Raw genomic sequence first — 24,614 nt, forward strand, 5'->3', positions numbered from 1 at the left:
GTCAGGCTTTTTCCAGCGTACACAGCAACGGATGCTCGTTCTCCCTTGCATACTTGTTCACCATGGCAACTTTCGTCTCCGCGACCTCGGCGGTGAAAACACCGCAGATAGCCTTACCGTGATAGTGAACCGTTAGCATCAGTTGCGTTGCACGTTCAACATCATAAGAAAAGAACTTTTGTAGCACGTCAATAACAAATTCCATTGGCGTGTAGTCATCGTTCATTATCATCACTTTGTACATCGATGGCGGTTTGAGCGCGTCGCGCAGTTTATCTTCCGCCAATTGCTCAAAATCCAGCCAGCTATTGCTCTTACCCATCGTTAGCGCTTCATCTTAGGTTACAGGTTCCGGCGCACGTCTAATCGGCCGATTACATGAGTTTAGATGCATTTTCAATCAGCATCAGATGTCAGGCAACTATAATGGATCGCCCTGCATTTGAATAACAACATTAAGTGGATGGTTATGTGAAGATGTCCTGCTTAGTGCACATTATATGGCTCGATTATAGGTTTTTTTGGCGATCCTTGCCATTTCACCTGTGTAAAAAGATTTCAATGTATCTTATTTTTCTTTTTTTTAAATTTTAAACATTATGCTAAATAAAAAACGAACCGCTGAGGGTTCGTCTTTTTATTTATTTCAGAACTATTTATCCAGCTCCAGTAATGACCTCGCAACATCGGCATAGAAAGCATTAACGTAAGCCTGCGGGATAACATCAAATCCCATAAAGTCGAGATGATCCCAATCGTACATTACCGGGTAATAGCTCCACTGCCCTTTTTTCGGCTGGCCATCATAGGGTTTCGCATCGGCACCAAAGGGATAATAGCTGGAGACTGAATTCACCAGCCCATCATTCGTCGTCCAGGTGGCATTAATTAACGATGTTTGCGGATCGGTAATGGTTTTACCCATATAGGTTGCTGACGGCACCAGCAGTGGATTGGTATAGACGCCGGGGATCTGGAAAGAGGTAAACGGCACGCCAACGGTCGTTTTACCAGTATGTGAGAAATAATAGACATTGGGCTTAGTCTCCAGGTACTGCTTATTCGCACTGATGCCAACTACCGAGAGATCGTAAGAGGCTATATCCTTCGAATCCCAGATGCTGCTGGTGAAAACATCGCGAATATATTCAGCCAGGCTCTCATCCGGGTCGCGACGCAGGCCAAACTGGTCGAGTTTGAAATCATAAACAAATGAAGAGAGCGACGATACGCCGGCAATAGTCGCCGCTTTGCGAACCATATCTTCAATCAGGCCAACGATCAGGTTTTTATCTTGTGCAAACGAGCTGCCATTATTTGGCGTTGCGACGGTCGTGACGCTGAAAACATAATCTTTCCCGCCTTCAAAAAGCGGAGAGAGCTCTGTTCCAGGGTGCGATTCATGGAACGCGCGCTCCTCTTCGCTGCCGTCCTGCAGCATATCCACCAGCTGGCGGCTGGTTAACCCACCCATACTGTGCCCAACGAGGTGGATCTTATGGTGCTCATCCCAGTGCGGATAGATGCCGGGGTAGGTTTTACCGTAGCGGGCATGGTTCGCTTTCAGGGAATGGGCGGCGCCATAATCAACGGTGCCGCCTTTAATATAGTAATAGAGCTCAACCGCGCGATCCCAGTTGCTGGAAACCGGCCCAACAACGGCGGCGTAAGACTCCACCCCATTGCTATTTAAATAGGCAATGGTGTCATCAAACCCGCCCCAATATTTGAAACCCAGCATTTCATCGGGACCCCAGCCGACAACACCATGAACAAAAATAAGGGGATAGTGATTTCCTTTTTGGGCCATGTTTTGTGGAGCCGCGTCGACTGTCTCTGCCGCGACGAAAGAGGAATTAATAAGCGAAGCTGATACCAATAGCGCTAAAGATAATTTCTTTAAAGTTTTCAATGTAACTTCATCCTTTTTTATTTACACCAACGTTGCGACGCTAATAGTACCTTTCACGATGCTTTTCTTTTCAGCCCTTAAAGTGGATTAATATACAAGAATGCTCTCGGATAATTTTTGAATTATCGCATTAAGGCGAAAGAGTAATTAATTTATTTGAATTAGGATAATTCACGTGAATTAATAACTTATTAAATTACATCTTAAATCTCTGGCAATTAAGGTTTCTATTGCGCAACAGATAGCTGTGGAATAGCCATATTCGAGACCTGCATCACATTTTTTTACCATAGCGTTAACTGCTTCAAAAAATTGATGCGCTGTCTCCCAGAATGCTTGCCAAATACTTGACGCATTATACGAATTATCTAAATTGTAGAGTCGTGAGTTGGCGAGGTTTTGAACAACCCGCCGCTCCGCCACCGGTTCATTCCATCTTACTTAAATAAGTTTTACGAAGGATGTCGAAGCATGGAAATGGGTACTGTAAAGTGGTTCAACAATGCCAAAGGGTTTGGCTTCATCTGCCCGGAAGGCGGTGGTGAAGATATCTTCGCCCATTACTCCACCATCCAGATGGATGGTTACAGAACGTTAAAAGCCGGGCAGACGGTCCGGTTTGATGTACACCAGGGCCCTAAAGGCAATCATGCCAGCCTTATCGTGCCAGTAGAACTGGAAGCGATAGCCTGACGCCTGTGACCTCGTTGTGTACAAAGTGCAGTGAAATGCCAGCCCGGTGGGCTGGCATTTTTATTACTCGCGTGCCAGCGCATCCACCGGATCGAGCCGCGCGGCATTGCGGGCAGGAAGCCAGCCAAACAGCACGCCGGTAAAGGTGGAGCACAAAAAGGCCGTCAACAGCGCAACCGGCGAGAAGCCAATCTCCCAGCCGGGCAGAAAGAGTTGCAGAGTGAAGGCGATCAGCATCGACAGCATCACACCCAGCGCACCGCCCACCAGGCAGACAAACACCGCTTCAATCAGAAACTGTGACAGCACGTCGCCCGCACGTGCGCCCACCGCCATTCGGATGCCAATCTCCCGGGTACGCTCGGTGACCGACACCAGCATGATATTCATCACGCCAATCCCGCCCACCAGCAGCGAGATCACCGCCACCAGCGTTAAAAAGAGTTGCAGCGTACGCGTAGTTTTCTCTGCCGTTTTCAGCACCCCGTCCATGTTCCAGACAAAGAAATCCTTTTTACCGTGGCGAAGATTAAGCAGCTGCGTCAGTTGCTGCTCGGCTTGTTCACTGCTGTAGCCCTCATTTACGCGCACGGTAATGGAGTTGAGCCATGACTGGCCCATAATCCGCCCGGCAATGGTGCTGTAAGGCAGCCAGACGCGCAGGATCTTGCTGCTGCCGAACATCGACTGCTTCTCTTCCGCCACACCAATCACCGTCGCCGGCATATTACCCACCAGAATCACTTCACCCACTACGCTGGCTTTATCCGGGAAGAGCTGCCGCCGGGTATTGCTGTCGAGCACCACCACCTGCGCGCGCCTGCCCTGCTGCTCGGCGTTAAACGCGGTGCCTTCGCTAAAGGTCATACCGTAAACGTTAAAATATTGCCCGCTGACGCCGTTCGCGCTGGCCGCCACGTCGATATTGCCGTAACGCAGACGCAGGTTTTGCGATACCGATGGCGTGGCTGAGCGCACCCACGGCTGCTTTTGAATGGCAAGCAGATCGTCATACTTCAGCGCCTGCTGGTTTTGCGGCTCATCATCACCAAAATCTTTACCGGGGTAGACATCAATGGTGTTGGTGCCAATGGAGCGGATATCTGCCAGCACCAGTTGCTTGGCCGCATCGCCCACCACCACAATCGACACCACCGAGGCGATGCCAATAATAATGCCAAGCATGGTGAGTAGAGTGCGCATTTTGTTGGCCGCCATCGCCCGCCAGGCCATGGTCAGCGCCTCCTGGAAACGGCTGGTGAACTGCCGCCAGCCGCCGACGGACGTAACAACGCCTTCATGTTTTGCCGCAGAAGCGGAGGTAGTTTTTGCCGGCGGATTAGCAATAATTTCACCATCGCGGATCTCAATGATCCGCTCGGCCTGCGCGGCAACCTGCGGATCGTGGGTGACGATAATCACCGTGTGGCCGCGATCGCGCAGTTGATGGAGGATCGCCATCACCTCTTCGCCGGAGTGGCTATCCAGCGCGCCGGTTGGCTCATCGGCGAGGATCACCTGCCCGCCGTTCATCAACGCACGGGCAATACTGACGCGCTGCTGCTGGCCGCCGGAGAGTTGCGAAGGTTGATACTCGCTGCGATCGCCAAGCCCGAGACGCGTCAGCAACTCTTTAGCGCGCGCCAGCCGCGCTTTGCGCTCCGTCCCGGCATAGACCGCTGGCACTTCAACATTCTGTGCGGCGGTCAGATGGGAGAGCAGATGGTAGCGCTGAAAGATAAAACCAAAGTGTTCGCGGCGCAGCTGCGCCAGCGCGTCGCCACTGAGGGTCGAAACATCCGTTCCCGCCACGCGATAGGTGCCGCGGGTCGGCTTATCGAGACAGCCGAGAATATTCATCAGCGTCGATTTACCGGAGCCGGAAGCGCCCACAATCGCCACCATCTCGCCAGCGTTTATGGTGAGGGTAATGCCTTTCAGCACCTCGACCATGCCGTCGCCGGAGGGGTAGCTACGGCGAATGTCCTTCAGTTCAAGCAGGGCGGTCATTGCGCCGCGCCCTCTTTCCGCTCGCCGATCACCACTTCATCGCCCGCGTCCAGCCCTTTGACCACCACCACATCGGTATCGTTACGCGCGCCGAGGATCACCTCCCGCTCGCGGGTCTCGCCATTGCGCAGCACTTTAACCTTATAGCGGTTATCGCCAACCGGCTCGCCGAGCGCCGCCAGCGGAATGGTCAGCACGTTTTTCTGCCCGGTAAGCTGGATCTGCACCTGCGCGGTCATCTCCAGACGCAGCACGCCCTGCGGGTTGGGCACTTCAAAACGCGCGTAATAGAAGATGGCGTCGTTGACCTTCTCCGGCGTCGGCAGAATATCTTTCAGTACCCCTTCATAGCGGGTACCCGGATCGCCCAGCACGGTGAACCATGCTTTTTGGCCGGGTTTGAGATGAATGACATCCGCTTCGGAGACCTGCGCTTTCACCAGCATGGTGCTCATGTCGGCAACCGTCAGAATGTTCGGTGCCTGCTGCATGGCAATCACCGTCTGCCCCTGCAGAGTGGTAATTTGCGTCACCTCCCCGTCCATCGGCGCGAGAATGCGGGTGTAATCGAGATTAGTTTTTGCCGTATCCAGCGTTGCCTGGTTACGTTTGATCTGCGCATCGATGGTGCCAATCTGCGCCTGTTTTACGGCGACATCCGTGGCCGAAGTGTCAAGATCCTGGCGCGACACCAGGTGGCTCTGCACCAGCTGCTGCTGACGTCCATAAGTCACCTGCGCCAGCTTCAGCTCGGCCTGCGCCTGGCGGCGCTGCGCACGCAGCTCCATCAGCGTCGCTTCCACTTCTTTAATCTGGTTTTCCGCCTGCGCCGGGTCAATGATGCCCAGCAGCTGATCTTTCTTCACCTTATCGCCGATGTTGACCGTCAGGCGTTGTAACTCACCGTTGACCTGCGCACCGACGTCAACTTTGCGAAGCGCGTCGAGTTTGCCGGTCGCCAGCACCATTTGTTGCAGCTCGCCCGGCTTAACAATCAGCGTCTGATACTGCACCACCGGCGCATTTAACTTGCTCCAGAGCCAGAAAGCCGCCAGCACTATGATGACGATCAGCACAAACAACCCTGTCCTGCGTTTTCCCTTCAGTTTCATAAAATTTCCAGATAATCGGACATGCGATGGAGAGAGCAATTTTAACTAAACAGCGGCTCAACGAAACCTCATCTTCGCATTTTCTCCCTTATCCATTGAAGAGGCGTTGAGTCAGCACCTGATGAAATTGAGATCTCTTAATGAAATGTGAGTTGCACCATGTCCGTTATCGCTACTGTTTTTGAACCTCAACGGCCGCTCCCGAAAACGGCCTGGCAGCTATTCGCTTCTCTGCTTACCGGCGATCTTGTGCCGGGACCCGCCTGGGAGAAAGGCTCCCACCGGCGTAAATTCCTGCTGCGCTCGCTGGCGATGCCTTTTGCCACCGCGCACTTTTTGTCACGTCTCGTTGACCAGCCGCACCTCGCCCGCAAGCTGCATATGCAGCCGGGTCTGCCGTGCCGGTTACACCGCCCCTGGCTCTCCGTCAACCTGACGCGTCAGCAAACCAGCGAAGCGATCTGCTGGCACTACGACACGTTTAATCGTCTGCTGCCCGAAGGGATGGTGAACAGCTATCTCACGACGTCGGGCTGCACGCTGGCCCGGCTGACCGGAAAAGATGAGCAGAGTTACTCCATCCGTCTCTGGTCAGACGCCGCGCTGGATAAAGAGGGCGAAGCGACGCTCACCTTCTATGACGCGCTGGAGACGCCGCTGGCGCGCCTCACCTTCACCATCTGCCCGTTTAACGGTTTGACCACGCTCTACATTGGCGGGCTGCAAGGGCCAAAATCCCATGTGCCGCACGAAGCGATCCAGGGCGCGACCAAAGCCTGTCACGGTCTGTTCCCGAAGCGGCTGCTGGTTGAGGCGGCAATGATGCTGGCGCAGTTCCTCGAAGTAGAAACGATCCGTGCGGTAAGCAATGAAACCCACATCTACCAGAGCCTGCGCTATCGCAAGAAAAAACTGCGCCAGCTGCATGCGGACTACAACAGCTTCTGGGAATCGCTCGGTGGCGTTGTCGATGGCCAGAGAGACTTCGTGCTGCCACTGATGATGCCGCGTAAACCGATTGAGGAGATCGCCAGCAAAAAACGCGCAGAGTATCGCCGCCGTTATGAGCTGCTCGACAGCCTGCAAAGCCAGACTGCCGAACGTTGCCAGCGTTAATCGGCTCTCCCGCGCGCCAGCCACAGCACGCGGGAGAACATTTTACGCAGCAGCGGGGGGATCGCCTCCACGCCGCGCCTGCCCGCTTCCATCGCCACCTCAATGGCCAGATCCGGTTTTGACGCGCGGTGAATCGCTTTGGTGATCACCCGGTGCGCGTTCATCGGCACGTTAGCGGGCAGCTGGGCCACGCGGTGATAGACATCATCAAACCCTTCGCGATACATAAAGTGCTCCATGTCGCGCGCCGGCAGTTCGGTTAAATGGACCCGCACCTGATCGGGATGATTATCGAGTACGCCGCGCACGGTGGCGGCATATTTTTTCCCCGCTTCGTCGCCATCCACCAGCACATGCCACTCAATGCCCATCCGGCGGGCGAATTTAATCAGCGGCTTCAGCCCGGACTGCGCAAACTCAATCACCTTTATCCCTTCGGCATCAAAGTGGTGCCCACACTGGCGCGCAAGATCGTTAATCACCCAGGTTTCCGTTTCCCCCTCGACCAGTAGCCAGCAGCGGGCAAACAGTGATGAGGGGCGGTTGACGCGAATATGAAACGCGATGCGTCGCCCATCCTCTGCGCTCAGCCCGCCCGGCCCGAGACGCCAGGCCGCGACGCGTGCCGATTCGCGCACCAGTCGGCAGACATGCTCGACGGGCGTCAACGACAGCAGTTCGCCGGAGTTAGTAGTGGTAATACGTTGCAGCGGCAGCAGGTTTAACAACTGCCAGGCAACGGAGAGCATAATCGGATGCAGCCGCGTTTCGGGATCTTCCACCAGCAACAGCGGACGCGCATCGCGGTCGAGGTGCACAGAGCCTTTGGCCTGCAATAACGTGGAAAAAAAGCCCAGCAGGATCACCCGGTACATGCGCCCACCGGGCTTATCAATCATGCGGTTGATGGTGTCGAGATAGCGCCAGCTACGCTGCTCATCATGGGAGCGACGGCGCATCAGGCGCGGCAGCGACGTACCGCTGCCCTGCTCGGCAAAGTAGTGCTCCAACAGTTGCACCATCGCCGATAAGCCGTGGCGGATCTGCGCATCGGTCAGGTTTTGCGGTCTTGATACCAGCTCGCGGGAGAGAAAATCGAGCTGGCGCGCGGTGCTCTCCAGCAGCGGTGTTTCCGGCGTGCCGCCGCTGCGCAGCCGGCGCATAAAACGCGCATCGCGCAGGCGCAGCACCGGCGAGAGGCGAATCAGGTGGCGCGCCATCTCATCACTGTCACGCAGCGGCAGCAGTTCGCCTTTGGTGTCGAGAAAACCGCGCAGCGTCCTTACTTCGCCCCCGGCAGAAAGCGCCCCTTCATGACGATAAAAGAGGCGGTGATAACCATCGTCACTGGGCACCCAGCACTCCGCCAGTGGGCGGTAGCGCCGCGTTTTGTGCCGCCCCGGCTCCGATTCGCGAAAGGTGAGAATAATGTGCAGGTGGTGCTCGCGGCCGTTGATATCGCCCGGCGGGAACCAGAAGTCATCGCGCACAAAGTGGTAGAGATCGTTTTGCGGCGACAGCAGCAGGGTGAGCGCATCCAGCAGGCTTGATTTGCCCCATGCGTTCTCACCAATCAACACGTTGTTCTGTTCAAGCTGCAATGAGAGGCGATTAATACCCCGAAATCCCACAACCTCAACTCGCTCCAGAATCATCTCTCATCCTCCTGGTGTGTTGCCCTCTCCCTGCGCCAACAGCATAACGGCATGCGGGAAGCGCCATTGAAATCTGCATTTGCATAAAATCGCTCACTTTTCGCAGCTTTACTCACTTTCAGCCTTTCTGTAGTGTGTTGCAGTGCATATAAATTTACGTAAGGATTTGGGCTGTTCATGTTTTCAGGATTGTTAATTATTCTTCTGCCGCTGGTGGCGGGCTACCTCATTCCGCTGCGTCATGCTGCTGCACTCAAACTGATCAATAAACTGCTCAGCTGGATTGTCTACGTGATCCTCTTTTTTATGGGTATCAGCCTCGCCTTCCTTGATAACCTTAGCGCTAACCTGCTGTCGATATTGCATTATTCCGCGGTCAGCGTGGTGATTATTTTACTCTGCAACGCCTGTGCGCTGCTGTGGCTGGAGCGATCCCTGCCGTGGCACCATCACCATCAGCAGGAAGTGCTGCCGTCTCGGCTGGCGATGGCACTGGAGTCGTTGCGCCTGTGCGGCGTGGTGCTGCTCGGTTTTGTGATTGGCCTGAGCGGCCTTGCGTTTTTGCAGCACGCGACCGAAGCCAGCGAATACACGCTGATCTTCCTGCTGCTGCTGGTCGGTATTCAGCTGCGTAACAGCGGCATGACCCTGAAACAGATTGTGCTGAACCGCCGGGGAATGATTATCGCGGTGGTCGTTGCTGCCAGTTCGCTGGTGGGCGGTGTGATCAACGCGCTACTCCTCGATTTGCCGCTGAAAACGGGGATGGCGATGGCCTCCGGCTTTGGCTGGTACTCCCTTTCCGGGATTCTGCTTACTGAATCCTTTGGCCCGGTGATTGGCAGTGCGGCGTTCTTTAACGATCTGGCGCGCGAACTGATCGCCATTATGCTAATTCCTGGCCTGATTGGCCGCAGCCGCTCCACGGCGCTGGGGTTATGCGGCGCGACGTCGATGGATTTTACCCTGCCGGTGTTGCAGCGCTCTGGCGGGCTGGAGATGGTGCCCGCCGCCATTGTCCATGGATTCGTGCTTAGCCTGCTGGTGCCGCTGTTAATGGCCCTCTTCTCTGCCTGATCGCCTTCGGCGGTGGGTTTCTGCCGCCAAACTTGCGCTAAATCAATCTCTGCGTAAATAGCCGCTAAAAGACCTTTCACGCCTTCGCCCGCACTATTAATCTTAAACATGTATTTTAAATATAACTTTAAAGAAGGTGTGACCATGTTTTGTGTGCAATGTGAACAAACCATCCGTACCCCGGCAGGAAATGGCTGTTCTTACGCGCAGGGGATGTGCGGGAAAACCGCTGAAACCTCCGATCTCCAGGATCTGCTGATTGCCGCCCTGCAGGGGCTTTCCGCCTGGGCCTGCAAAGCGCGCGACTACGATCTGATTGACCACGAGATTGATAACTTCGCGCCGCGCGCCTTCTTCTCCACCCTGACCAACGTTAACTTCGATTCGGTGCGCATTATCGGTTATGCCCGGGAAGCGATTGCCAAACGTGAAGCACTGAAAGCCCTCTGTCTGGCGATCGATCCGCAGGCGCAGGTAGACAACCCGATGGCCGATTTACAGCTGGTGAGCGACGATCTCGGCGCGTTGCAGCGCCAGGCAGCGGAATTTACCCCGAACAAAGATAAAGCGGCGATTGGCGAAAACATTCTTGGCCTGCGCCTGCTCTGCCTGTATGGCCTGAAAGGCGCGGCGGCCTACATGGAACATGCCCACGTGCTCGGTCAGTACGATAACGATCTCTACGCACGCTACCACAACATCATGGCGTGGCTCGGCACCTGGCCGGCGGATATGAACGCCCTGCTGGAGTGCGCGATGGAGATCGGTAAGATGAACTTCAGCGTGATGAGCATTCTCGACGCGGGTGAGACCAGCCTCTATGGTCACCCGACGCCAACCCAGGTCAACGTCAAAGCGGTGGCGGGCAAATGCATTCTTATTTCCGGTCACGATCTGAAAGATCTCTATAACCTGCTGCAACAGACCGAAGGCACTGGCGTAAACGTCTATACCCACGGCGAAATGCTGCCGGCGCACGGTTACCCGGAGCTGCGTAAATTCAAACATCTGGTCGGTAACTACGGCAGCGGCTGGCAGAACCAGCAGGTTGAGTTCGCCCGTTTCCCCGGCCCGATTGTGATGACCTCCAACTGCATTATCGACCCAACCGTCGGTTCCTATGATGACCGCATCTGGACGCGCAGTATCGTCGGCTGGCCGGGCGTTAACCACCTTGAAGGCGACGACTTTGCCCCGGTGATCCGCCAGGCACAGCAGATGTCCGGCTTCCCGTTTAGCGAGATCGAGCATCTGATCACCGTTGGTTTTGGTCGCCAGACGCTGCTCGGCGCGGTTGATACGCTGATCGATCTGGTGAGCCGTGAAAAACTGCGCCACCTCTTCCTGGTCGGCGGCTGTGACGGCGCGCGCGGGGAGCGCAGCTACTTTACCGATTTTGCCACCCAGGTGCCGGACGACTGCCTGATCCTGACGCTGGCCTGCGGTAAATACCGCTTTAACAAACTCGACTTTGGCAATATTGAAGGCCTGCCGCGTCTGGTTGATGCCGGGCAGTGTAACGATGCCTACTCGGCGATAATTCTGGCAGTAACGCTGGCCGATAAGCTCGGCTGCGGCGTTAACGATCTGCCGCTCTCGCTGGTGCTGTCTTGGTTTGAACAGAAAGCGATTGTCATTTTGCTGACCCTGCTTTCGCTGGGTGTGAAAAATATTGTCACCGGCCCTACCGCGCCGGGCTTCCTGACGCCGGATCTGCTGGCGGTGCTGAATGAGAAGTTCGGCCTGCGCCAGGTGACCACCGTCGAGCAGGATATGCAGCAGTTACTGAGCGCATAAGGAGCGAAAAATGAGCATGCCAACCCCTCAATGCCCGTGGCGGATGCAGGTGCACCATATCCACCAGGAGACGCCGGATGTCTGGACGCTTTCGCTGCTGTGCCATGATTACTACCCCTACCGCGCCGGGCAGTATGCGCTGGTGAGCATTGGCAACAGCGCCAACACGCTGCGTGCCTATACCCTCTCCTCGACGCCGGGCGTCAGTGAATACATTACGCTGACCATTCGCCGTATTGATGAGGGCACAGGCTCGCAGTGGCTGACGCGTGAGGTTAAGCGCGGCGATTATCTCTGGCTCTCCGACGCGCAGGGGGAATTTACCTGCGATAACGAACCGAACGATAAGCTGTTGCTGCTGGCGGCAGGCTGCGGAGTAACGCCGATTATGTCGATGCGCCGCTGGCTGGCGAAGCACCGTCCGCAGGCGGATGTGCAGGTGATTTTCAGCGTGCGCTCGCCGCAGGATGTGATCTTTGCCGATGAGTGGCAGAACTACCCGGTGACGCTGGTGGCGGAGCACAATGCCACCGAGGGCTTTGTGGCGGGGCGGTTAAGCCGCGAGCTGCTGAGCGCGGTGCCGGATCTGAGTGCGCGTACGGTGATGACCTGCGGTCCGGCGCCCTATATGGCATGGGTTGAGCAGGAAGTGAAAGCACTTGGCGTCACCCGCTTCTTTAAAGAGCAGTTCTTTACGCCGGTTGCCGAAGCCGCCACCAGCGGGCTGAAGTTCAGCAAGCTCTCACCGATGAAAACTTTCTATGCGCCGGTGGGCAGCACGCTGCTGGAGGCGCTGGAGAGCAATAAAATGCCGGTCAACGCCGCCTGCCGCGCAGGCGTGTGTGGCTGTTGCAAAACGCAGGTGATTTCCGGGGAGTACTCAGTCAGCAGCACCATGACGCTGACTGAGAAGGAGATTGCCGAGGGGTTTGTGCTCGCCTGCTCCTGCCACCCGCAAGGGGATTTGGTTTTAGCGTAAGGTTCAAGTCAACATGCCGGATGGCGCTGCGCTTATCCGGCCTACAAAACAAGCCGTTATGCCTTTGTAGGCCGGATAAGGCGCTAGCCGCCATCCGGCATTTTTACATCACAACTACTTCCACGCGGGCGCGACGGAATATCGCCCTGCCCCCATAAACGCCACCGCCAGCGCGCCTAAGAAGAAGTAGACAATACTCTCAATCGCCCACGCGCCGGTCACCTCCAGCGAACCGGTTTCGCCAATGCCCACCATCAGCCAGGCGACAACCATGGTAAACGCCAGCACCAGCGCCGCCGGGCGGGTAAAAATACCGAGAATAATCAGCACCGGGCAGAGCACTTCCCCCACCAGCACGCCGTAAGCGATAAACCCCGGCAGCCCTTTTGCCGCCAGCATCCCGGCAATGCCATCAATCCCGCCAATCAGCTTATGCACGCCGTGAAACAGCATCAGCCCGCCGACGGCCAGACGCAGCAGCAAGCGCCCCAAATCCTCATGCGAAAACATCTTATTAACTGAATTTAACAATGATTTAACCATCTGAAAGTATTCCTGTTTTCGTTGACTGACACCAACCTATGCCTCTTCACCGTCAAAATAAACCCCTGTTTCACTTATGGATATAATATTCCCGTCTCGTCAGCGGTTGATTGTCTAAGCTTGTAAGCGTGATCACAAAAAGGAGCCTCAATATGAAACAGACAGTGGCCGCGTATATCGCCAAAACCCTCGAACAGGCGGGCGTAAAACGGATTTGGGGCGTCACCGGCGACTCCCTCAACGGGCTGAGCGACAGCCTGAACCGCATGGGCACCATCGACTGGATGCCCACGCGCCATGAAGAGGTGGCTGCCTTCGCCGCAGGCGCCGAAGCGCAGGTCTCAGGCGAACTGGCGGTGTGCGCAGGCTCCTGCGGGCCGGGCAACCTGCACCTGATCAACGGCCTGTTTGACTGCCACCGCAACCGCGTGCCGGTGCTGGCCATCGCCGCGCATATTCCGTCGAGCGAAATCGGCAGCGGCTATTTTCAGGAGACGCATCCGCAGGAGCTTTTCCGCGAATGCAGCCACTACTGCGAGCTGGTCTCCAACCCGGAGCAGATCCCGCAAGTGCTGGCGATTGCCATGCGTAAAGCGATCCTCAACCGTGGTGTTTCCGTCGTAGTGCTGCCCGGCGATGTCGCCCTGCAGGCGGCACCGGAAAGCGCCAGCAGCCACTGGTATCGCGCACCGCAGCCGGTGGTGGTTCCCGCTGAGGAGGAGCTGCAAAAGCTGGCGCAGCTGCTGCGTTACTCCAGCAATGTCGCGCTGATGTGCGGCAGCGGTTGTGCCGGTGCGCATAAAGAGCTGCTGGCCTTCGCCGGCAAGCTGAACGCGCCGATTGTTCACGCCCTGCGCGGCAAAGAGCACGTTGAGTATGACAACCCATTTGATGTTGGCATGACCGGGCTGATTGGCTTCTCATCCGGCTTCCACGCCATGATGAACGCCGACACGCTGGTGCTGCTCGGCACCCAGTTCCCCTACCGCGCCTTCTACCCGAGTGATGCGAAGATCATCCAGATCGATATCAACCCGGCGAGCCTCGGTGCGCACAGTAAAGTGGATATGGCGCTGGTCGGCGATATCAAAGCGACGCTGGCTGCGCTGGTGCCGCTGCTGGAGCAGAAAACGGATCGCGCCTTCCTCGATAAAGCGCTGGAGAACTACCGCGATGCCCGCAAAGGGCTGGACGATCTGGCGAAGCCGAGCGATAAGGCGATCCACCCGCAATATCTGGCCCAGCGCATCAGTGATTTCGCCGATGATGACGCCATTTTCACCTGCGATGTCGGCACACCGACCGTGTGGGCCGCGCGCTACCTGAAGATGAACGGCAAACGCCGGTTGGTTGGCTCCTTTAACCACGGCTCGATGGCTAACGCCATGCCGCAGGCGATTGGCGCTCAGGCCACCTTCCCGCAGCGCCAGGTGGTGGCGATGTGCGGTGATGGCGGTTTTAGCATGCTGATGGGCGATTTCCTCTCGGTGGCGCAGATGAAGCTGCCGCTGAAGATCGTCGTCTTTAACAACAGCGTGCTCGGCTTTGTGGCGATGGAGATGAAAGCGGGCGGCTATCTGACCGATGGCACCGAATTGCAGGCCACAAACTTTGCCCGCATCGCCGAAGCGTGCGGCATCACCGGTATTCGCGTAGAGAAATCCTCCGACGTTGACGAGGCGCTACAGCGTGCCTTCGCCATTGATGGCCCGGTGCTGATTGACGTCACCGTCGCCAAAGAGGAGCTGGCCATGCCGCCGCAAATCAAGCTTGAGCAGGCGAAAGGCTTCAGCCTCTATATGCTGCGCGCGATCATTAACGGGCGCGGCGATGAGGTGGTTGAACTGGCGAAAACCAACTGGCTCAGGTAAAACAGAGGGCATTACCCATCGCAAGATAAGGAAATGCCGTGATTGATTTACGCAGTGACACCGTGACCCGACCTGGACGCGCCATGCTGGAGGCAATGATGGCCGCCCCGGTCGGGGATGATGTGTATGGCGATGACCCAACGGTTAACGAACTTCAGGCCTACGCCGCTGAACTGAGCGGCAAAGAGGCCGCCCTCTTTTTACCTACCGGCACACAAGCTAACCTGGTCGCCCTGCTCAGCCACTGCGAACGCGGCGAAGAGTACATCGTCGGCCAGGGCGCGCATAACTATCTCTACGAAGCGGGCGGTGCGGCGGTGCTGGGCAGTATTCAGCCCCAGCCGATTGATGCTGCCGCCGACGGCACACTGCCGCTGGATAAGGTCGCGGCAAAAATCAAAGCTGACGATATCCACTTTGCCCGCACTAAACTGCTGAGCCTTGAAAACACCCATAACGGCAAAGTGCTGCCGCGCGACTACCTGCAACAGGCCTGGAATTTCACCCGCGAGCGCGGGCTGGCGCTGCACGTTGACGGCGCGCGCATCTTTAACGCGCTGGTGGAGTATGGCTGCGATTTGCAAGCGATCGCGCAATATTGCGACTCCTTTACCATCTGCCTCTCCAAAGGTCTCGGCACCCCGGTTGGCTCGCTGCTGGTCGGTGATAAAGCCTATATCGCCCGCGCTAACCGCTGGCGCAAGATGACCGGCGGCGGCATGCGCCAGGCGGGCTTTTTAGCCGCAGCCGGGCTCTATGCGCTGAAAAACAACGTTGAGCGGCTGAAAGAGGATCATGAGAACGCCGCCTGGCTGGCGACACAGCTGCGCGAACTCGGCGTCGACGTGATGCGTCACGATACCAATATGGTGTTTGTTCGCGTCGGGGATAACGCCCAGGCACTGGGCGCGTTTATGCGCGAGCGCGGGGTGACGATCACCGCAGGCAGCGTGGTGCGGCTGGTGACGCATCTGGATGTCAGCCGCCAGCAGCTTGGCGAGGTGGTTCGCCACTGGCAGGCCTTTTTGCAGCGCTAAGGAGAAAATGTGGCGCAGCGGATAGCAGTTCTCGGTGCCAGCGGCTATATCGGGCAGCGGCTGGTAACAGCCCTCAGTGAGCAGGGGCATCAGGTGAAAGCCGTGGCGCGGCGCTTAGGGCGGCTGCAAAAGCTGGCGGTGGCGAATGTCTCGCTGCATGAGATTGACCTCTTCTGGCCGCAGGCGCTGCCCGCACTGCTGGAGGATGTCGATACCCTCTACTATCTGGTGCACAGCATGGGCGAGAGCGGCGACTTTGTCGCTCATGAGCGGCAGATCGCCCTTAATGTACGCGATGCGCTACAGGGCTCCGGCGTGAAACAGGTGATCTATCTCAGCTCTCTGCAAGCGCACGAAGGCAGCGACTCGGATCATCTGCTGGCGCGCCAGCACACCGGCGATCTGCTGCGCGCCGCAGGCGTGCCGGTGACCGAGCTGCGCGCCGGGATCATTGTTGGTGCCGGTTCGGCGGCGTTTGAAGTGATGCGCGACATGGTCTTCAACCTGCCGGTGCTGACCCCGCCGCGCTGGGTGCGTTCGCGCACTACCCCTATCGCGCTGGAGAATCTGCTGCACTACCTGCTTGAGTTGCTCAACCATCCGACCGATACGCACCGGGTGTTTGAAGCCGCGGGGCCGGAGGTGCTCACCTATCAGCAGCAGTTTATCCGCTTTATGGCGGTGAGCGGCGTCAAGCGCCCCCTGATCCCGCTACCGCTGCCGACGCGGCTTATCTCGGTGTGGTTTTTACACCTCATCACCTCCGTGCCGCCCTCTATTGCCAAAGCGTTAATCCAGGGGCTGAAACATGACCTGCTGGCGGATGACCGCGCCCTGCGCGCCTTAATTCCGCAAACGCTGATCCCCTTTGATGAAGCGGTGCGCCGTACGCTCAAGGAGGAGGAGAAGCTGGTGAACTCCAGCGACTGGGGCTACGATGCGCAGGCTTTCTCCCGCTGGCGTCCGCAATATGGCTACTACCCGAAGCAGGCCGGTTTCAGCGTCACCACCCAGGCCAGCGCGCAGGCGTTATGGCAGGTGATCAACGGTATCGGCGGCAAAGAGCGCTACTTTTTTGGCAATCCTCTGTGGCAAACCCGCGCCGCGCTCGACAGGCTTATCGGCCATAAGCTGGCGCACGGGCGACCGCAACGCCCCTATTTGCAAGTTGGCGATGCAGTAGACAGCTGGAAGGTGATTATCGTTGAGCCGCAGCAGCAGCTTGCCCTGCTGTTTGGCATGAAAGCGCCGGGGCTTGGGCGGTTAGTTTTTACCGTGACGGATAAGGGTGATTGCCGGGCGCTGGATGTGCGCGCCTGGTGGCATCCGCACGGTATGCCGGGGCTTTTTTACTGGCTGCTGATGTTTCCGGCGCATCTGTTTATTTTTCGCGGTATGGCGCAACGTATCGCCAGGCTTGCGGAAAAAGGCAGTGAAAAAGTCTGAGCCCATCGCCTTTCTTTTAACAATCCCATTGCATCAGGACGTGATTCACGAAAGAATGCGCGCGATAAACGCTTAACACAGTGGATTGCTATGAAGGTTCTGGTCACGGGCGCAACCAGCGGTTTAGGCCGAAACGCGGTCGAATATCTGCGGCAAAAAGGCATTGCAGTCCGGGCGACGGGCCGCAACGAAGCGATGGGCAAGCTGCTCTGCAAGATGGGCGCTGAGTTTGTACCGGCGGATTTAACCCAGCTGGTCTCTTCGCAGGCGAAAGTGATGCTCGCAGGTATCGACACATTGTGGCACTGCTCGAGTTTTACCTCGCCATGGGGTACTCAGGAAGCGTTTGATCTCGCCAACGTGCGTGCCACGCGCCGTCTCGGTGAATGGGCGGTTGCCTGGGGCGTGCGTAACTTTATCCATATCTCCTCGCCGTCCCTCTATTTCGATTATCACCACCACCGCGATATTGACGAAGCCTTCCGTCCACGGCGTTTCGCCAACGAGTTTGCCCGCAGCAAAGCCGCCGGGGAGCAGGTTATCGATCTGCTGGCGCAGGCGAACCCGCAAACCCGCTTTACCATTTTGCGCCCGCAGAGCCTGTTTGGCCCGCACGATAAAGTCTTTATCCCGCGGCTGGCGCAGATGATGCAGCACTACCGCAGCGTGCTGCTACCGCGCGGCGGCGATGCGCTGGTCGATATGACCTACTACGAAAATGCGGTGCATGCGATGTGGCTGGCTAGCCAGCCGGAATGTGACGCCCTTCCCTCCGGGCGCGCCTTTAATATCACCAACGGCGAACCGCGCTCGCTGCGCACCATTGTGCAGACACTGATCGATGAGCTGGGTATCGACTGCCGTATTCGTTCCGTGCCCTATACCATGCTGGATATGGTGGCCCGCAGTATGGAGCGCTTCGGCGACAAGCGCGCGAAAGAGCCCGCCTTTACGCACTACGGCGTCTCGAAGCTCAATTTTGATTTCACGCTGGATATCAAACGCGCGCAGCAGGAGCTGGGCTACACGCCGATTGTGACGCTCGATGAGGGCATCAGACGCACGGCGTTCTGGCTAAAAGATCACGGCAAGCTGCACCGCTAAGGGACTCAAAACGGCCCGGACCTGATTTCGGAAACCCGCTGGCCGTTTTTATTGATATAAAACCACTCACCGCCGCCCAGCGCCGTATGTTCGCCCTCGCGCTGCGGCTTGCAGCCGTTACAGACCAGCGCTTTACCCTCCTGAAACTGCCAGGCGTAATCAAACTGCGGCGCAATATGGTTGCGGAACGAATCGTCCCAGTAACCCACTTTGCCATTCTGCCGGGCGCGCACTAGCCCTTCGACAAACCAGTCCGGCCCGTTATCGAAATGCACTACCGGCAGATAGCGATCCGGCGCGCGAACATAGTAATCGGCATCCGGCAGCCCGGCCTGGCGGGTGTAGTCATATAAGCCAACCCACGACATGCCATCCACATCCTGGCTCTTTTCGAACAGCTCCGGCAGGAACAGCAGCTTGCCCTCCTGCAGGGTGGCGCAGTTGGCGAGGGTCTCGACGTTGTCGGTTTTTTTATCCCAGTAAGCACAGCTAAAGGGCGGTGTCGGCGCACTGTGAGCGGCAAAAGCCGTCATCAGCAGCGCGCCGGTAAGGATGCGTAAACCCATCTCCATTGACCTCGTCATAAGCCGGTCGGCAGAGATCACTCTGCCTGACCATATTTTTCCAGTAAAGCCTCGGCGATCGCTAAGCTTTCGGCGTCAGCTACGCCGTCCCACTTCGCCGGGCGAAAATGCATTTGAAATGCCATGATGACCCGCTTTTGTTGCAGCGGTGTCATATACGATTTGACGTCATACCCGTAACGCGCCAGCAGGTCGAGCAGTGCCGCGTTGCTGACCCGCGTGTACTCCGCGCGGCCATTGAGGTAAAAAGCCACCCGCGCCGGATCGGGCCAGGCGCCAATCCCCTGCGCGGCTAGCACCTGCCAGGGAAACTGCGGGCCGGGATCGTCTTTGCGCTGCGGGGCGATGTCCGCATGCGCCACCACATTCTGCGGCGGGATGTTGTAACGCGCGACGATATCTTTTACCAGCGGAATCAACGCATTGATTTGTGCCTGCGCAAAAGGAACGAAGGTTTTGCCGCCCGACGTCTTCTCCCAGCCGCGGTTTTCCAGCTCAATGCCGATTGAAGTGTCGTTAATGCGCGTCGAGCCACGCCAGAAGCTGGCCCCCGCATGCCACGCCAGTTTCTGCTCCGGCACCAGCTGCCAGATGCGCGGTTTGCCCTTATCGCGCGGCGGATTGGCCGGGATTAAGTAGTGCGAACTGACATCTTTGCCGAGCAGTGTAGTCAACGAGACATCAAAATCATCTGCCGTATAATGGATCACCAGCACCTTGATGCGGGGATAAGCCGCTTGCGCCTGATAACGGGTCACCAGTTGATAGCCAGGTTTCTCAATAACGCCTTTGTTGTCATCTTTTTTATCGCTGGCACAGCCTGCCAGTATCAGCGCCAGTAGCACTATTCCCCACGTTTTCATGCTTCTCCTTTTAACCATCAATGCGTTACCAGACACATTATGAGAGCAATACACTATTCTTGAAAGGTTGCGACTTCTGAACAGAAATAAGGAAATCATTATGCGCTATTCAGTTTTAACTCTTGTTATGCCGTGCGCGCTGCTGTTAAGCGCTTGTACCACCGTTGAGCCCGCTTTCAAAGATACCGGCGCACGCGTCGGTGCCTGCGTTGAAGGCGGCCCAGACAGTGTGGCACAGCAATTCTATGACTACCGCATTGAACATCCGGGCGCGAATTGGTCCTCGCTGCGTCCTTACCTGAGTGACGACCTGAGCAAAATGCTTACTGCCGCCAGCCGCGACGCGCGCAATAACGTGCTGCTGAAGGGCGACCCCTTCTCCAGCCGTAACCTGGCACCAGAGAAAGCGGATGTCGCCAGCGCTTCTACCATCCCTAACAGCGACGCGCGCAATATCCCGCTGCGCGTGACCTTAACCAAAGGCGATCAGCGCTGGCAGGACGAGGTGCTGATGATCCGCGAAGGTCAGTGCTGGGCGGTTGATGATGTGCGCTACCTCGGCGGCACGGTGCATGCCCCGGCCGGCACGCTGCGCCAGTCGGTTGAACACCGGTAAGTATTGACTAAACCCATCAATAACCCCCGTAAAATGTCTGGCATTCTGTGAGGAATGCCGACATTTATGCCTGGTTCCCACGTCGACCAGTGTTATGTGCTAACTTTATGTAGAAACCTGGTTTATTTTTAAGTTTTAACGCACAAATATTGCATAACTATTCTGTCAACGTTACTATTTGCGGCCTCAATTGCTATCAGACTGCTTCGATGAGTATTAAATTAAACAGCATCAATTGCTTCTACGGCGCACACCAGGCGCTGTTCGATATCACACTGGAGTGCCCGCAGGGTGAAACGCTGGTGCTGCTCGGCCCAAGCGGCGCGGGGAAAAGTTCGCTGCTGCGCGTGCTGAACCTGCTCGAAATGCCGCGCTCTGGCCAGCTGACCATCGCAGGCAATCATTTCGATTTCGCCAAAACCCCTTCTGATAAAGCGATTCGCGAATTGCGCCAGAATGTGGGCATGGTGTTCCAGCAATATAATCTTTGGCCGCACCTCACCGTGCAGCAGAACCTGATTGAAGCGCCGTGCCGCGTGCTCGGATTACGCAAAGATGAGGCGCTGGCGCGCGCCGAGAAGCTGCTCGAGCGTTTACGCCTGAAGCCCTACAGCGATCGCTATCCGCTGCACCTTTCCGGCGGCCAGCAGCAACGCGTGGCGATTGCCCGCGCGCTGATGATGGAGCCGCAGGTGCTGCTGTTTGATGAGCCAACCGCCGCGCTCGATCCAGAGATCACCGCACAGATCGTCAGCATCATTCGCGAGCTGTCGCAAACCGGTATTACGCAAGTTATCGTGACCCACGAAGTGGAAGTGGCGCGCAAGACGGCCAGTCGCGTGGTGTATATGGAAAATGGTCACATTGTTGAGCAAGGGGATGCGGGCTGCTTTGCCGCGCCGCAGACCGACGCGTTTAAATACTACCTATCTCACTGAAGACTCGGGAATAATGACAATGAAAAAATTACTGATCGCCGCACTTGTTGCCAGCATCAGCCTTAGCGCTACAGCAGCCCAGACCATCCGTTTCGCCACCGAAGCGAGCTACCCTCCGTTTGAATCGACCGACGCCAATAACAAAATCGTCGGTTTCGATGTCGATCTGGCGAACGCCCTGTGTAAAGAGATCGACGCCACCTGTACTTTCACCAACCAGGCTTTTGACAGCCTGATCCCAAGCCTGAAATTCCGCCGCTTCGACGCGGTAATGGCCGGGATGGATATCACGCCGGAGCGTGAAAAACAGGTGCTGTTCACCACCCCGTATTACGACAACTCTGCGCTCTTCGTCGGCCAGAAGGGTAAATTCACCGGCATCGACCAGCTGAAAGGCAAGCGTGTCGGCGTGCAGAACGGCACCACGCACCAGAAATTCATCACCGATAAGCACCCGGAAATCACCACCGTGCCTTACGACAGCTACCAGAACGCGCGTCTGGATCTGCAAAATGGCCGTATTGATGCCGTGTTCGGCGACACGGCGGTAGTGACAGAGTGGCTGAAGTCTGACGCTAAACTGGCCGCCGTTGGCGATAAAGTGACCGACAAAGATTACTTCGGCACCGGCCTCGGTATCGCGGTACGCCAGGGTAACACCGAGCTGCAGCAGAAATTTAACGCCGCGCTGGAAAAAGTGAAGAAAGATGGGACTTACCAGACCATCTACAGCAAATGGTTCCAGAAGTAATACTGAATGAATGAAATGTTTCCATTAGCAAGCGCCGCCGGGATGACCGTCGGCCTTGCCGTCTGCGCGCTGATCATCGGCCTGGTGCTGGCGATGATCTTTGCCGTCTGGGAGTCGGTCAAATGGCGACCGATTGCCTGGATCGGCACCGCGCTGGTGACGATTTTACGCGGCCTGCCAGAGATTCTGGTGGTGCTGTTTATCTATTTCGGCGCCTCACAGCTGCTGCTGCTGCTGTCGGACGGCTTTACCCTCAACCTCGGCATTGTGCAGATCCCGGTACAGATGCAGATTGAGAATTTCGACGTCAGCCCGTTCCTCTGCGGCGTGATTGCCCTCTCCCTGCTCTACGCGGCTTATGCCTCGCAAACCCTGCGCGGTGCGTTAAAAGCGGTGCCGGAGGGACAGCGCGAGTCAGGCCAGGCGCTGGGCTTATCGAAAGGGGCGATTTTCTTTCGCCTGGTGATGCCGCAGATGTGGCGTCACGCGCTGCCGGGGCTGGGTAATCAGTGGCTGGTGCTGCTGAAAGATACCGCGCTGGTGTCGCTGATAAGCGTTAACGATCTGATGCTGCAAACCAAAAGTATTGCCACCCGCACCCAGGAGCCGTTTACCTGGTATATCGTGGCGGCGGCGATCTATCTGGTGATCACCCTGCTCAGCCAGTGGGTGCTGAAACGCATCGATCTGCGCGCGACGCGCTTTGAACGGAGGCCGGGATAATGCTTGAGTTTATGCCCGAGCTGTTCAAGGGGCTGCATACCAGCCTGACGCTGACGGTAGCCTCGCTGATTGTCGCGCTGGTGCTTTCACTGCTCTTCACTATCGTGCTGACGCTGAAAACGCCGGTGCTGACGCAGATTGTCCGCGCCTATATCACGCTCTTTACCGGCACGCCGCTGCTGGTGCAGATCTTCCTGATCTACTACGGGCCGGGGCAGTTCCCGTCATTGCAGAACTATCCGGCGATCTGGCGTCTGCTCTCTGAGCCGTGGCTCTGCGCGCTTATTGCGCTGTCACTTAACAGCGCGGCCTATACCACCCAGCTCTTCTACGGTGCTATCCGCGCCATTCCGGATGGGCAGTGGCAATCCTGCGGCGCGCTGGGGATGAGTAAGAAAGATACGCTGGCGATCCTGCTGCCCTACGCCTTTAAACGTGCGCTCTCCTCCTACTCGAACGAAGTGGTGCTGGTATTTAAAAGTACCTCGCTGGCCTACACCATTACCTTGATGGAAGTGATGGGTCACGGGCAACTACTGTATGGACGCACCTACGATGTGACGGTGTTTGGCGCAGCCGGTTTAATTTATCTGGTGGTTAATGGCCTGCTGACGCTGATGATGCGCCTGATTGAACGCAAAGCGCTGGCCTTTGAGCGGCGCAACTAAAATGCATAGGTAATCTGTAGAGGCGAGCTAATGACCCCATTACTCGCCTTTATTTTTATCTTCAATAAAATAAATAAGCATTATAGTTGCATATAAATTCATACACTGGCATTGTTAATCCCATGCCTCCGGGTACAACAATAAGATAGACAGACAGGAGTTTACTGATGAAAAAAATGATACTGGCCGCCCTTCTCGCTACCGTTTCCGCAGGGAGCTTTGCGGCCGATAAGATCAGCTTCGGCGTATCGGCGACCTATCCCCCGTTTGAATCCCTGGATGCGGGCAATAAGATTGTCGGCTTCGATATCGATCTGGCGAATGCGCTCTGTAAGCAGATGCAGGCCAACTGCACCTTTACCAATCACGCCTTCGACAGCCTGATCCCGGCGCTGAAATTTAAGAAGTATGACGCGGTGATCTCCGGGATGGACATTACTCCGGAGCGTAGCAAACAGGTGGCGTTTACCGACCCCTACTACGCCAACTCCGCGCTGGTGATCGCCAAAAAAGATGCCTTTAAATCCTTCGACGATCTGAAGGGCAAACGCATCGGTATGGAAAATGGCACCACCCATCAAAAATATTTGCAGGATAAGCACCCGGAAGTGACCACCGTGGCGTATGACAGCTACCAGAATGCGATTATCGACCTGAAAAATGGCCGTATCGACGGGGTGTTTGGTGATACCGCGGTGGTGAATGAGTGGCTGAAAACCAACCCGCAGCTGGGTGTGGCCACGCCGAAAGTGACCGATCCGCAATATTTCGGCACCGGTCTTGGCATTGCCGTGCGCCCGGATAACAAAGCGCTGCTTGAGAAGCTGAATGCTGCGCTGAAAGCGATTAAAGCCGACGGCACCTACCAGAAAATCAGCGACCAGTGGTTCCCGCAGTAAGCCGTTCTTTGTAGGCCGGATAAGGCGCCAGCCGCCATCCGGCAATGAACTCCGCACCAATGCCCGATGGCGCGCTTTTGTAGGCCGGATAAGGCGCAACCGCCATCCGGCAATTACATCCCACACCAATACCAAATGGCGCGCTTTTGTAGGTCGGATAAGGCGTAGCCGCCATCCGGCAATGAACTCCGCACCAATGCCCGATGGCGCTGCGCTTATC

24 protein-coding genes are annotated in these 24,614 nt (G+C 56.6%); 15 read left to right on the forward strand and 9 right to left on the reverse strand.

Annotated features, from left to right (window positions below):
• Position 1 precedes the first annotated feature (1 nt).
• Together clpS and IAE48_RS07890 are read right to left on the reverse strand one after the other, a co-directional pair.
• Positions 2-322: an ATP-dependent Clp protease adapter ClpS gene (gene clpS / locus IAE48_RS07885; RefSeq protein ID WP_023481436.1), complete on the reverse strand. Its 321-nt coding sequence runs from the start codon at positions 320-322 to the stop codon at positions 2-4.
• 330 nt (positions 323-652) lie between these two features.
• A complete protein-coding gene (locus IAE48_RS07890; RefSeq protein ID WP_200133992.1) occupies positions 653-1,741 on the reverse strand; it encodes a triacylglycerol lipase in 1,089 nt (362 codons plus the stop codon).
• Between the two features lie 642 nt (positions 1,742-2,383).
• On the opposite strand from IAE48_RS07890, the gene cspD reads away from it, so the two are divergent.
• Positions 2,384-2,605 (forward strand): cold shock-like protein CspD, encoded by a 222-nt coding sequence (cspD, locus tag IAE48_RS07895; RefSeq protein ID WP_023481381.1) that lies wholly within the window; start codon positions 2,384-2,386, stop codon positions 2,603-2,605.
• Between the two features lie 63 nt (positions 2,606-2,668).
• On the opposite strand, the gene macB is transcribed toward cspD, so the two are convergent.
• The gene (gene macB, locus IAE48_RS07900) at positions 2,669-4,615 is read right to left on the reverse strand and encodes a macrolide ABC transporter ATP-binding protein/permease MacB (RefSeq protein ID WP_200133993.1); all 1,947 of its coding nucleotides are present in this window, start codon (positions 4,613-4,615) and stop codon (positions 2,669-2,671) included.
• Positions 4,612-5,727, reverse strand: coding sequence for a macrolide transporter subunit MacA (macA, locus tag IAE48_RS07905; protein ID WP_200133994.1), 1,116 nt, complete (start codon positions 5,725-5,727; stop codon positions 4,612-4,614). The genes macB and macA overlap by 4 nt, the downstream gene beginning before the upstream one ends.
• 159 nt (positions 5,728-5,886) lie before the next feature.
• Here macA and IAE48_RS07910 point away from each other — a divergent pair, with 159 nt between their 5' ends.
• A complete protein-coding gene (locus IAE48_RS07910; protein ID WP_200133995.1) occupies positions 5,887-6,843 on the forward strand; it encodes a VirK/YbjX family protein in 957 nt (318 codons plus the stop codon).
• Here the strand turns inward: IAE48_RS07910 and IAE48_RS07915 are convergent.
• Complete coding sequence (locus IAE48_RS07915) at positions 6,840-8,498, reverse strand: ATP-dependent endonuclease (RefSeq protein ID WP_200133996.1); 1,659 nt, start codon at positions 8,496-8,498, stop codon at positions 6,840-6,842. The two genes, IAE48_RS07910 and IAE48_RS07915, sit on opposite strands and share 4 nt — an antisense overlap.
• A 177-nt stretch (positions 8,499-8,675) precedes the next feature.
• Between IAE48_RS07915 and IAE48_RS07920 the strand changes: the two genes are divergently transcribed.
• From IAE48_RS07920 to hcr, 3 genes are all read left to right on the forward strand, one after another.
• Positions 8,676-9,575: a lysine exporter LysO family protein gene (locus IAE48_RS07920; RefSeq protein WP_200133997.1), complete on the forward strand. Its 900-nt coding sequence runs from the start codon at positions 8,676-8,678 to the stop codon at positions 9,573-9,575.
• 144 nt (positions 9,576-9,719) lie between these two features.
• Entirely contained in the window at positions 9,720-11,372 is a 1,653-nt protein-coding gene (gene hcp, locus IAE48_RS07925; RefSeq protein ID WP_200133998.1) for a hydroxylamine reductase, read from the forward strand.
• A gap of 10 nt (positions 11,373-11,382) precedes the next feature.
• Positions 11,383-12,351 carry an NADH oxidoreductase gene (gene hcr, locus IAE48_RS07930; RefSeq protein WP_200133999.1) on the forward strand — a complete coding sequence of 323 codons (969 nt, stop codon included), beginning with the start codon at positions 11,383-11,385 and terminating at the stop codon, positions 12,349-12,351.
• Between the two features lie 114 nt (positions 12,352-12,465).
• Here hcr and IAE48_RS07935 read toward each other — a convergent pair whose 3' ends face one another.
• On the reverse strand, positions 12,466-12,894 hold the full coding sequence (locus IAE48_RS07935) for a DoxX family protein (RefSeq protein WP_042716323.1): 429 nt from the start codon (positions 12,892-12,894) through the stop codon (positions 12,466-12,468).
• A gap of 152 nt (positions 12,895-13,046) precedes the next feature.
• Between IAE48_RS07935 and poxB the strand changes: the two genes are divergently transcribed.
• From poxB to IAE48_RS07955, 4 genes are all read left to right on the forward strand, one after another.
• On the forward strand, positions 13,047-14,765 hold the full coding sequence (gene poxB / locus IAE48_RS07940; protein ID WP_200134000.1) for a ubiquinone-dependent pyruvate dehydrogenase: 1,719 nt from the start codon (positions 13,047-13,049) through the stop codon (positions 14,763-14,765).
• A gap of 38 nt (positions 14,766-14,803) precedes the next feature.
• On the forward strand, positions 14,804-15,802 hold the full coding sequence (ltaE, locus tag IAE48_RS07945) for a low-specificity L-threonine aldolase (RefSeq protein WP_042716327.1): 999 nt from the start codon (positions 14,804-14,806) through the stop codon (positions 15,800-15,802).
• A gap of 9 nt (positions 15,803-15,811) precedes the next feature.
• The gene (locus IAE48_RS07950; RefSeq protein WP_200134001.1) at positions 15,812-17,248 is read left to right on the forward strand and encodes a DUF2867 domain-containing protein; all 1,437 of its coding nucleotides are present in this window, start codon (positions 15,812-15,814) and stop codon (positions 17,246-17,248) included.
• 90 nt (positions 17,249-17,338) lie between these two features.
• Entirely contained in the window at positions 17,339-18,352 is a 1,014-nt protein-coding gene (locus tag IAE48_RS07955) for an NAD(P)-dependent oxidoreductase (RefSeq protein ID WP_054804032.1), read from the forward strand.
• A gap of 5 nt (positions 18,353-18,357) precedes the next feature.
• On the opposite strand, the gene IAE48_RS07960 is transcribed toward IAE48_RS07955, so the two are convergent.
• Together IAE48_RS07960 and IAE48_RS07965 are read right to left on the reverse strand one after the other, a co-directional pair.
• Positions 18,358-18,918 carry a WG repeat-containing protein gene (locus IAE48_RS07960; protein WP_232045017.1) on the reverse strand — a complete coding sequence of 187 codons (561 nt, stop codon included), beginning with the start codon at positions 18,916-18,918 and terminating at the stop codon, positions 18,358-18,360.
• A gap of 35 nt (positions 18,919-18,953) precedes the next feature.
• Positions 18,954-19,799: an N-acetylmuramoyl-L-alanine amidase gene (locus IAE48_RS07965; protein WP_200134003.1), complete on the reverse strand. Its 846-nt coding sequence runs from the start codon at positions 19,797-19,799 to the stop codon at positions 18,954-18,956.
• Positions 19,800-19,899: 100 nt separating this feature from the next.
• Between IAE48_RS07965 and IAE48_RS07970 the strand changes: the two genes are divergently transcribed.
• From IAE48_RS07970 to artJ, 6 genes are all read left to right on the forward strand, one after another.
• Positions 19,900-20,415 (forward strand): lipoprotein, encoded by a 516-nt coding sequence (locus IAE48_RS07970; protein WP_054804033.1) that lies wholly within the window; start codon positions 19,900-19,902, stop codon positions 20,413-20,415.
• A gap of 209 nt (positions 20,416-20,624) precedes the next feature.
• On the forward strand, positions 20,625-21,353 hold the full coding sequence (gene artP / locus IAE48_RS07975) for an arginine ABC transporter ATP-binding protein ArtP (RefSeq protein WP_023481454.1): 729 nt from the start codon (positions 20,625-20,627) through the stop codon (positions 21,351-21,353).
• Between the two features lie 19 nt (positions 21,354-21,372).
• Complete coding sequence (artI, locus tag IAE48_RS07980; protein WP_023481785.1) at positions 21,373-22,104, forward strand: arginine ABC transporter substrate-binding protein ArtI; 732 nt, start codon at positions 21,373-21,375, stop codon at positions 22,102-22,104.
• Positions 22,105-22,110: 6 nt separating this feature from the next.
• Positions 22,111-22,827, forward strand: a complete 717-nt coding sequence (gene artQ / locus IAE48_RS07985; protein WP_200134004.1) for an arginine ABC transporter permease ArtQ — start codon at positions 22,111-22,113, stop codon at positions 22,825-22,827.
• Positions 22,827-23,495 carry an arginine ABC transporter permease ArtM gene (gene artM / locus IAE48_RS07990; protein ID WP_023481628.1) on the forward strand — a complete coding sequence of 223 codons (669 nt, stop codon included), beginning with the start codon at positions 22,827-22,829 and terminating at the stop codon, positions 23,493-23,495. The genes artQ and artM overlap by 1 nt, the downstream gene beginning before the upstream one ends.
• A gap of 167 nt (positions 23,496-23,662) precedes the next feature.
• On the forward strand, positions 23,663-24,394 hold the full coding sequence (gene artJ / locus IAE48_RS07995) for an arginine ABC transporter substrate-binding protein ArtJ (RefSeq protein ID WP_023481799.1): 732 nt from the start codon (positions 23,663-23,665) through the stop codon (positions 24,392-24,394).
• Here the strand turns inward: artJ and IAE48_RS08000 are convergent.
• Positions 24,369-24,569: a hypothetical protein gene (locus IAE48_RS08000; RefSeq protein WP_200134005.1), complete on the reverse strand. Its 201-nt coding sequence runs from the start codon at positions 24,567-24,569 to the stop codon at positions 24,369-24,371. The two genes, artJ and IAE48_RS08000, sit on opposite strands and share 26 nt — an antisense overlap.
• Between the last annotated feature and the right edge of the window lie 45 nt (positions 24,570-24,614).

It is taken from the genome of Kosakonia sp. S57, assembly GCF_016516575.1.
In the GTDB taxonomy this organism is placed as follows: domain Bacteria; phylum Pseudomonadota; class Gammaproteobacteria; order Enterobacterales; family Enterobacteriaceae; genus Kosakonia; species Kosakonia cowanii.

Bases quoted from the DNA above. Each gene is read 5' to 3' on its own strand.
- IAE48_RS07910 (WP_200133995.1), top strand. From the start codon at position 5,887: ATGTCCGTTATCGCTACTGTTTTTGAACCTCAACGGCCGCTCCCGAAA.
- IAE48_RS08000 (WP_200134005.1), bottom strand. From the start codon at position 24,569: ATGGCGGCTACGCCTTATCCGACCTACAAAAGCGCGCCATTTGGTATT.
- IAE48_RS07890 (WP_200133992.1), bottom strand. From the start codon at position 1,741: ATGCTGGGTTTCAAATATTGGGGCGGGTTTGATGACACCATTGCCTAT.
- hcr (WP_200133999.1), top strand. From the start codon at position 11,383: ATGAGCATGCCAACCCCTCAATGCCCGTGGCGGATGCAGGTGCACCAT.
- IAE48_RS07960 (WP_232045017.1), bottom strand. From the start codon at position 18,918: ATGGGTTTACGCATCCTTACCGGCGCGCTGCTGATGACGGCTTTTGCC.
- IAE48_RS07955 (WP_054804032.1), top strand. From the start codon at position 17,339: ATGAAGGTTCTGGTCACGGGCGCAACCAGCGGTTTAGGCCGAAACGCG.
- macA (WP_200133994.1), bottom strand. From the start codon at position 5,727: ATGAAACTGAAGGGAAAACGCAGGACAGGGTTGTTTGTGCTGATCGTC.
- clpS (WP_023481436.1), bottom strand. From the start codon at position 322: ATGGGTAAGAGCAATAGCTGGCTGGATTTTGAGCAATTGGCGGAAGAT.
- IAE48_RS07965 (WP_200134003.1), bottom strand. From the start codon at position 19,799: ATGAAAACGTGGGGAATAGTGCTACTGGCGCTGATACTGGCAGGCTGT.
- hcp (WP_200133998.1), top strand. From the start codon at position 9,720: ATGTTTTGTGTGCAATGTGAACAAACCATCCGTACCCCGGCAGGAAAT.
- poxB (WP_200134000.1), top strand. From the start codon at position 13,047: ATGAAACAGACAGTGGCCGCGTATATCGCCAAAACCCTCGAACAGGCG.
- IAE48_RS07970 (WP_054804033.1), top strand. From the start codon at position 19,900: ATGCGCTATTCAGTTTTAACTCTTGTTATGCCGTGCGCGCTGCTGTTA.
- macB (WP_200133993.1), bottom strand. From the start codon at position 4,615: ATGACCGCCCTGCTTGAACTGAAGGACATTCGCCGTAGCTACCCCTCC.
- IAE48_RS07920 (WP_200133997.1), top strand. From the start codon at position 8,676: ATGTTTTCAGGATTGTTAATTATTCTTCTGCCGCTGGTGGCGGGCTAC.
- artP (WP_023481454.1), top strand. From the start codon at position 20,625: ATGAGTATTAAATTAAACAGCATCAATTGCTTCTACGGCGCACACCAG.
- IAE48_RS07935 (WP_042716323.1), bottom strand. From the start codon at position 12,894: ATGGTTAAATCATTGTTAAATTCAGTTAATAAGATGTTTTCGCATGAG.
- IAE48_RS07915 (WP_200133996.1), bottom strand. From the start codon at position 8,498: ATGATTCTGGAGCGAGTTGAGGTTGTGGGATTTCGGGGTATTAATCGC.
- artM (WP_023481628.1), top strand. From the start codon at position 22,827: ATGCTTGAGTTTATGCCCGAGCTGTTCAAGGGGCTGCATACCAGCCTG.
- cspD (WP_023481381.1), top strand. From the start codon at position 2,384: ATGGAAATGGGTACTGTAAAGTGGTTCAACAATGCCAAAGGGTTTGGC.
- artJ (WP_023481799.1), top strand. From the start codon at position 23,663: ATGAAAAAAATGATACTGGCCGCCCTTCTCGCTACCGTTTCCGCAGGG.
- artI (WP_023481785.1), top strand. From the start codon at position 21,373: ATGAAAAAATTACTGATCGCCGCACTTGTTGCCAGCATCAGCCTTAGC.
- artQ (WP_200134004.1), top strand. From the start codon at position 22,111: ATGAATGAAATGTTTCCATTAGCAAGCGCCGCCGGGATGACCGTCGGC.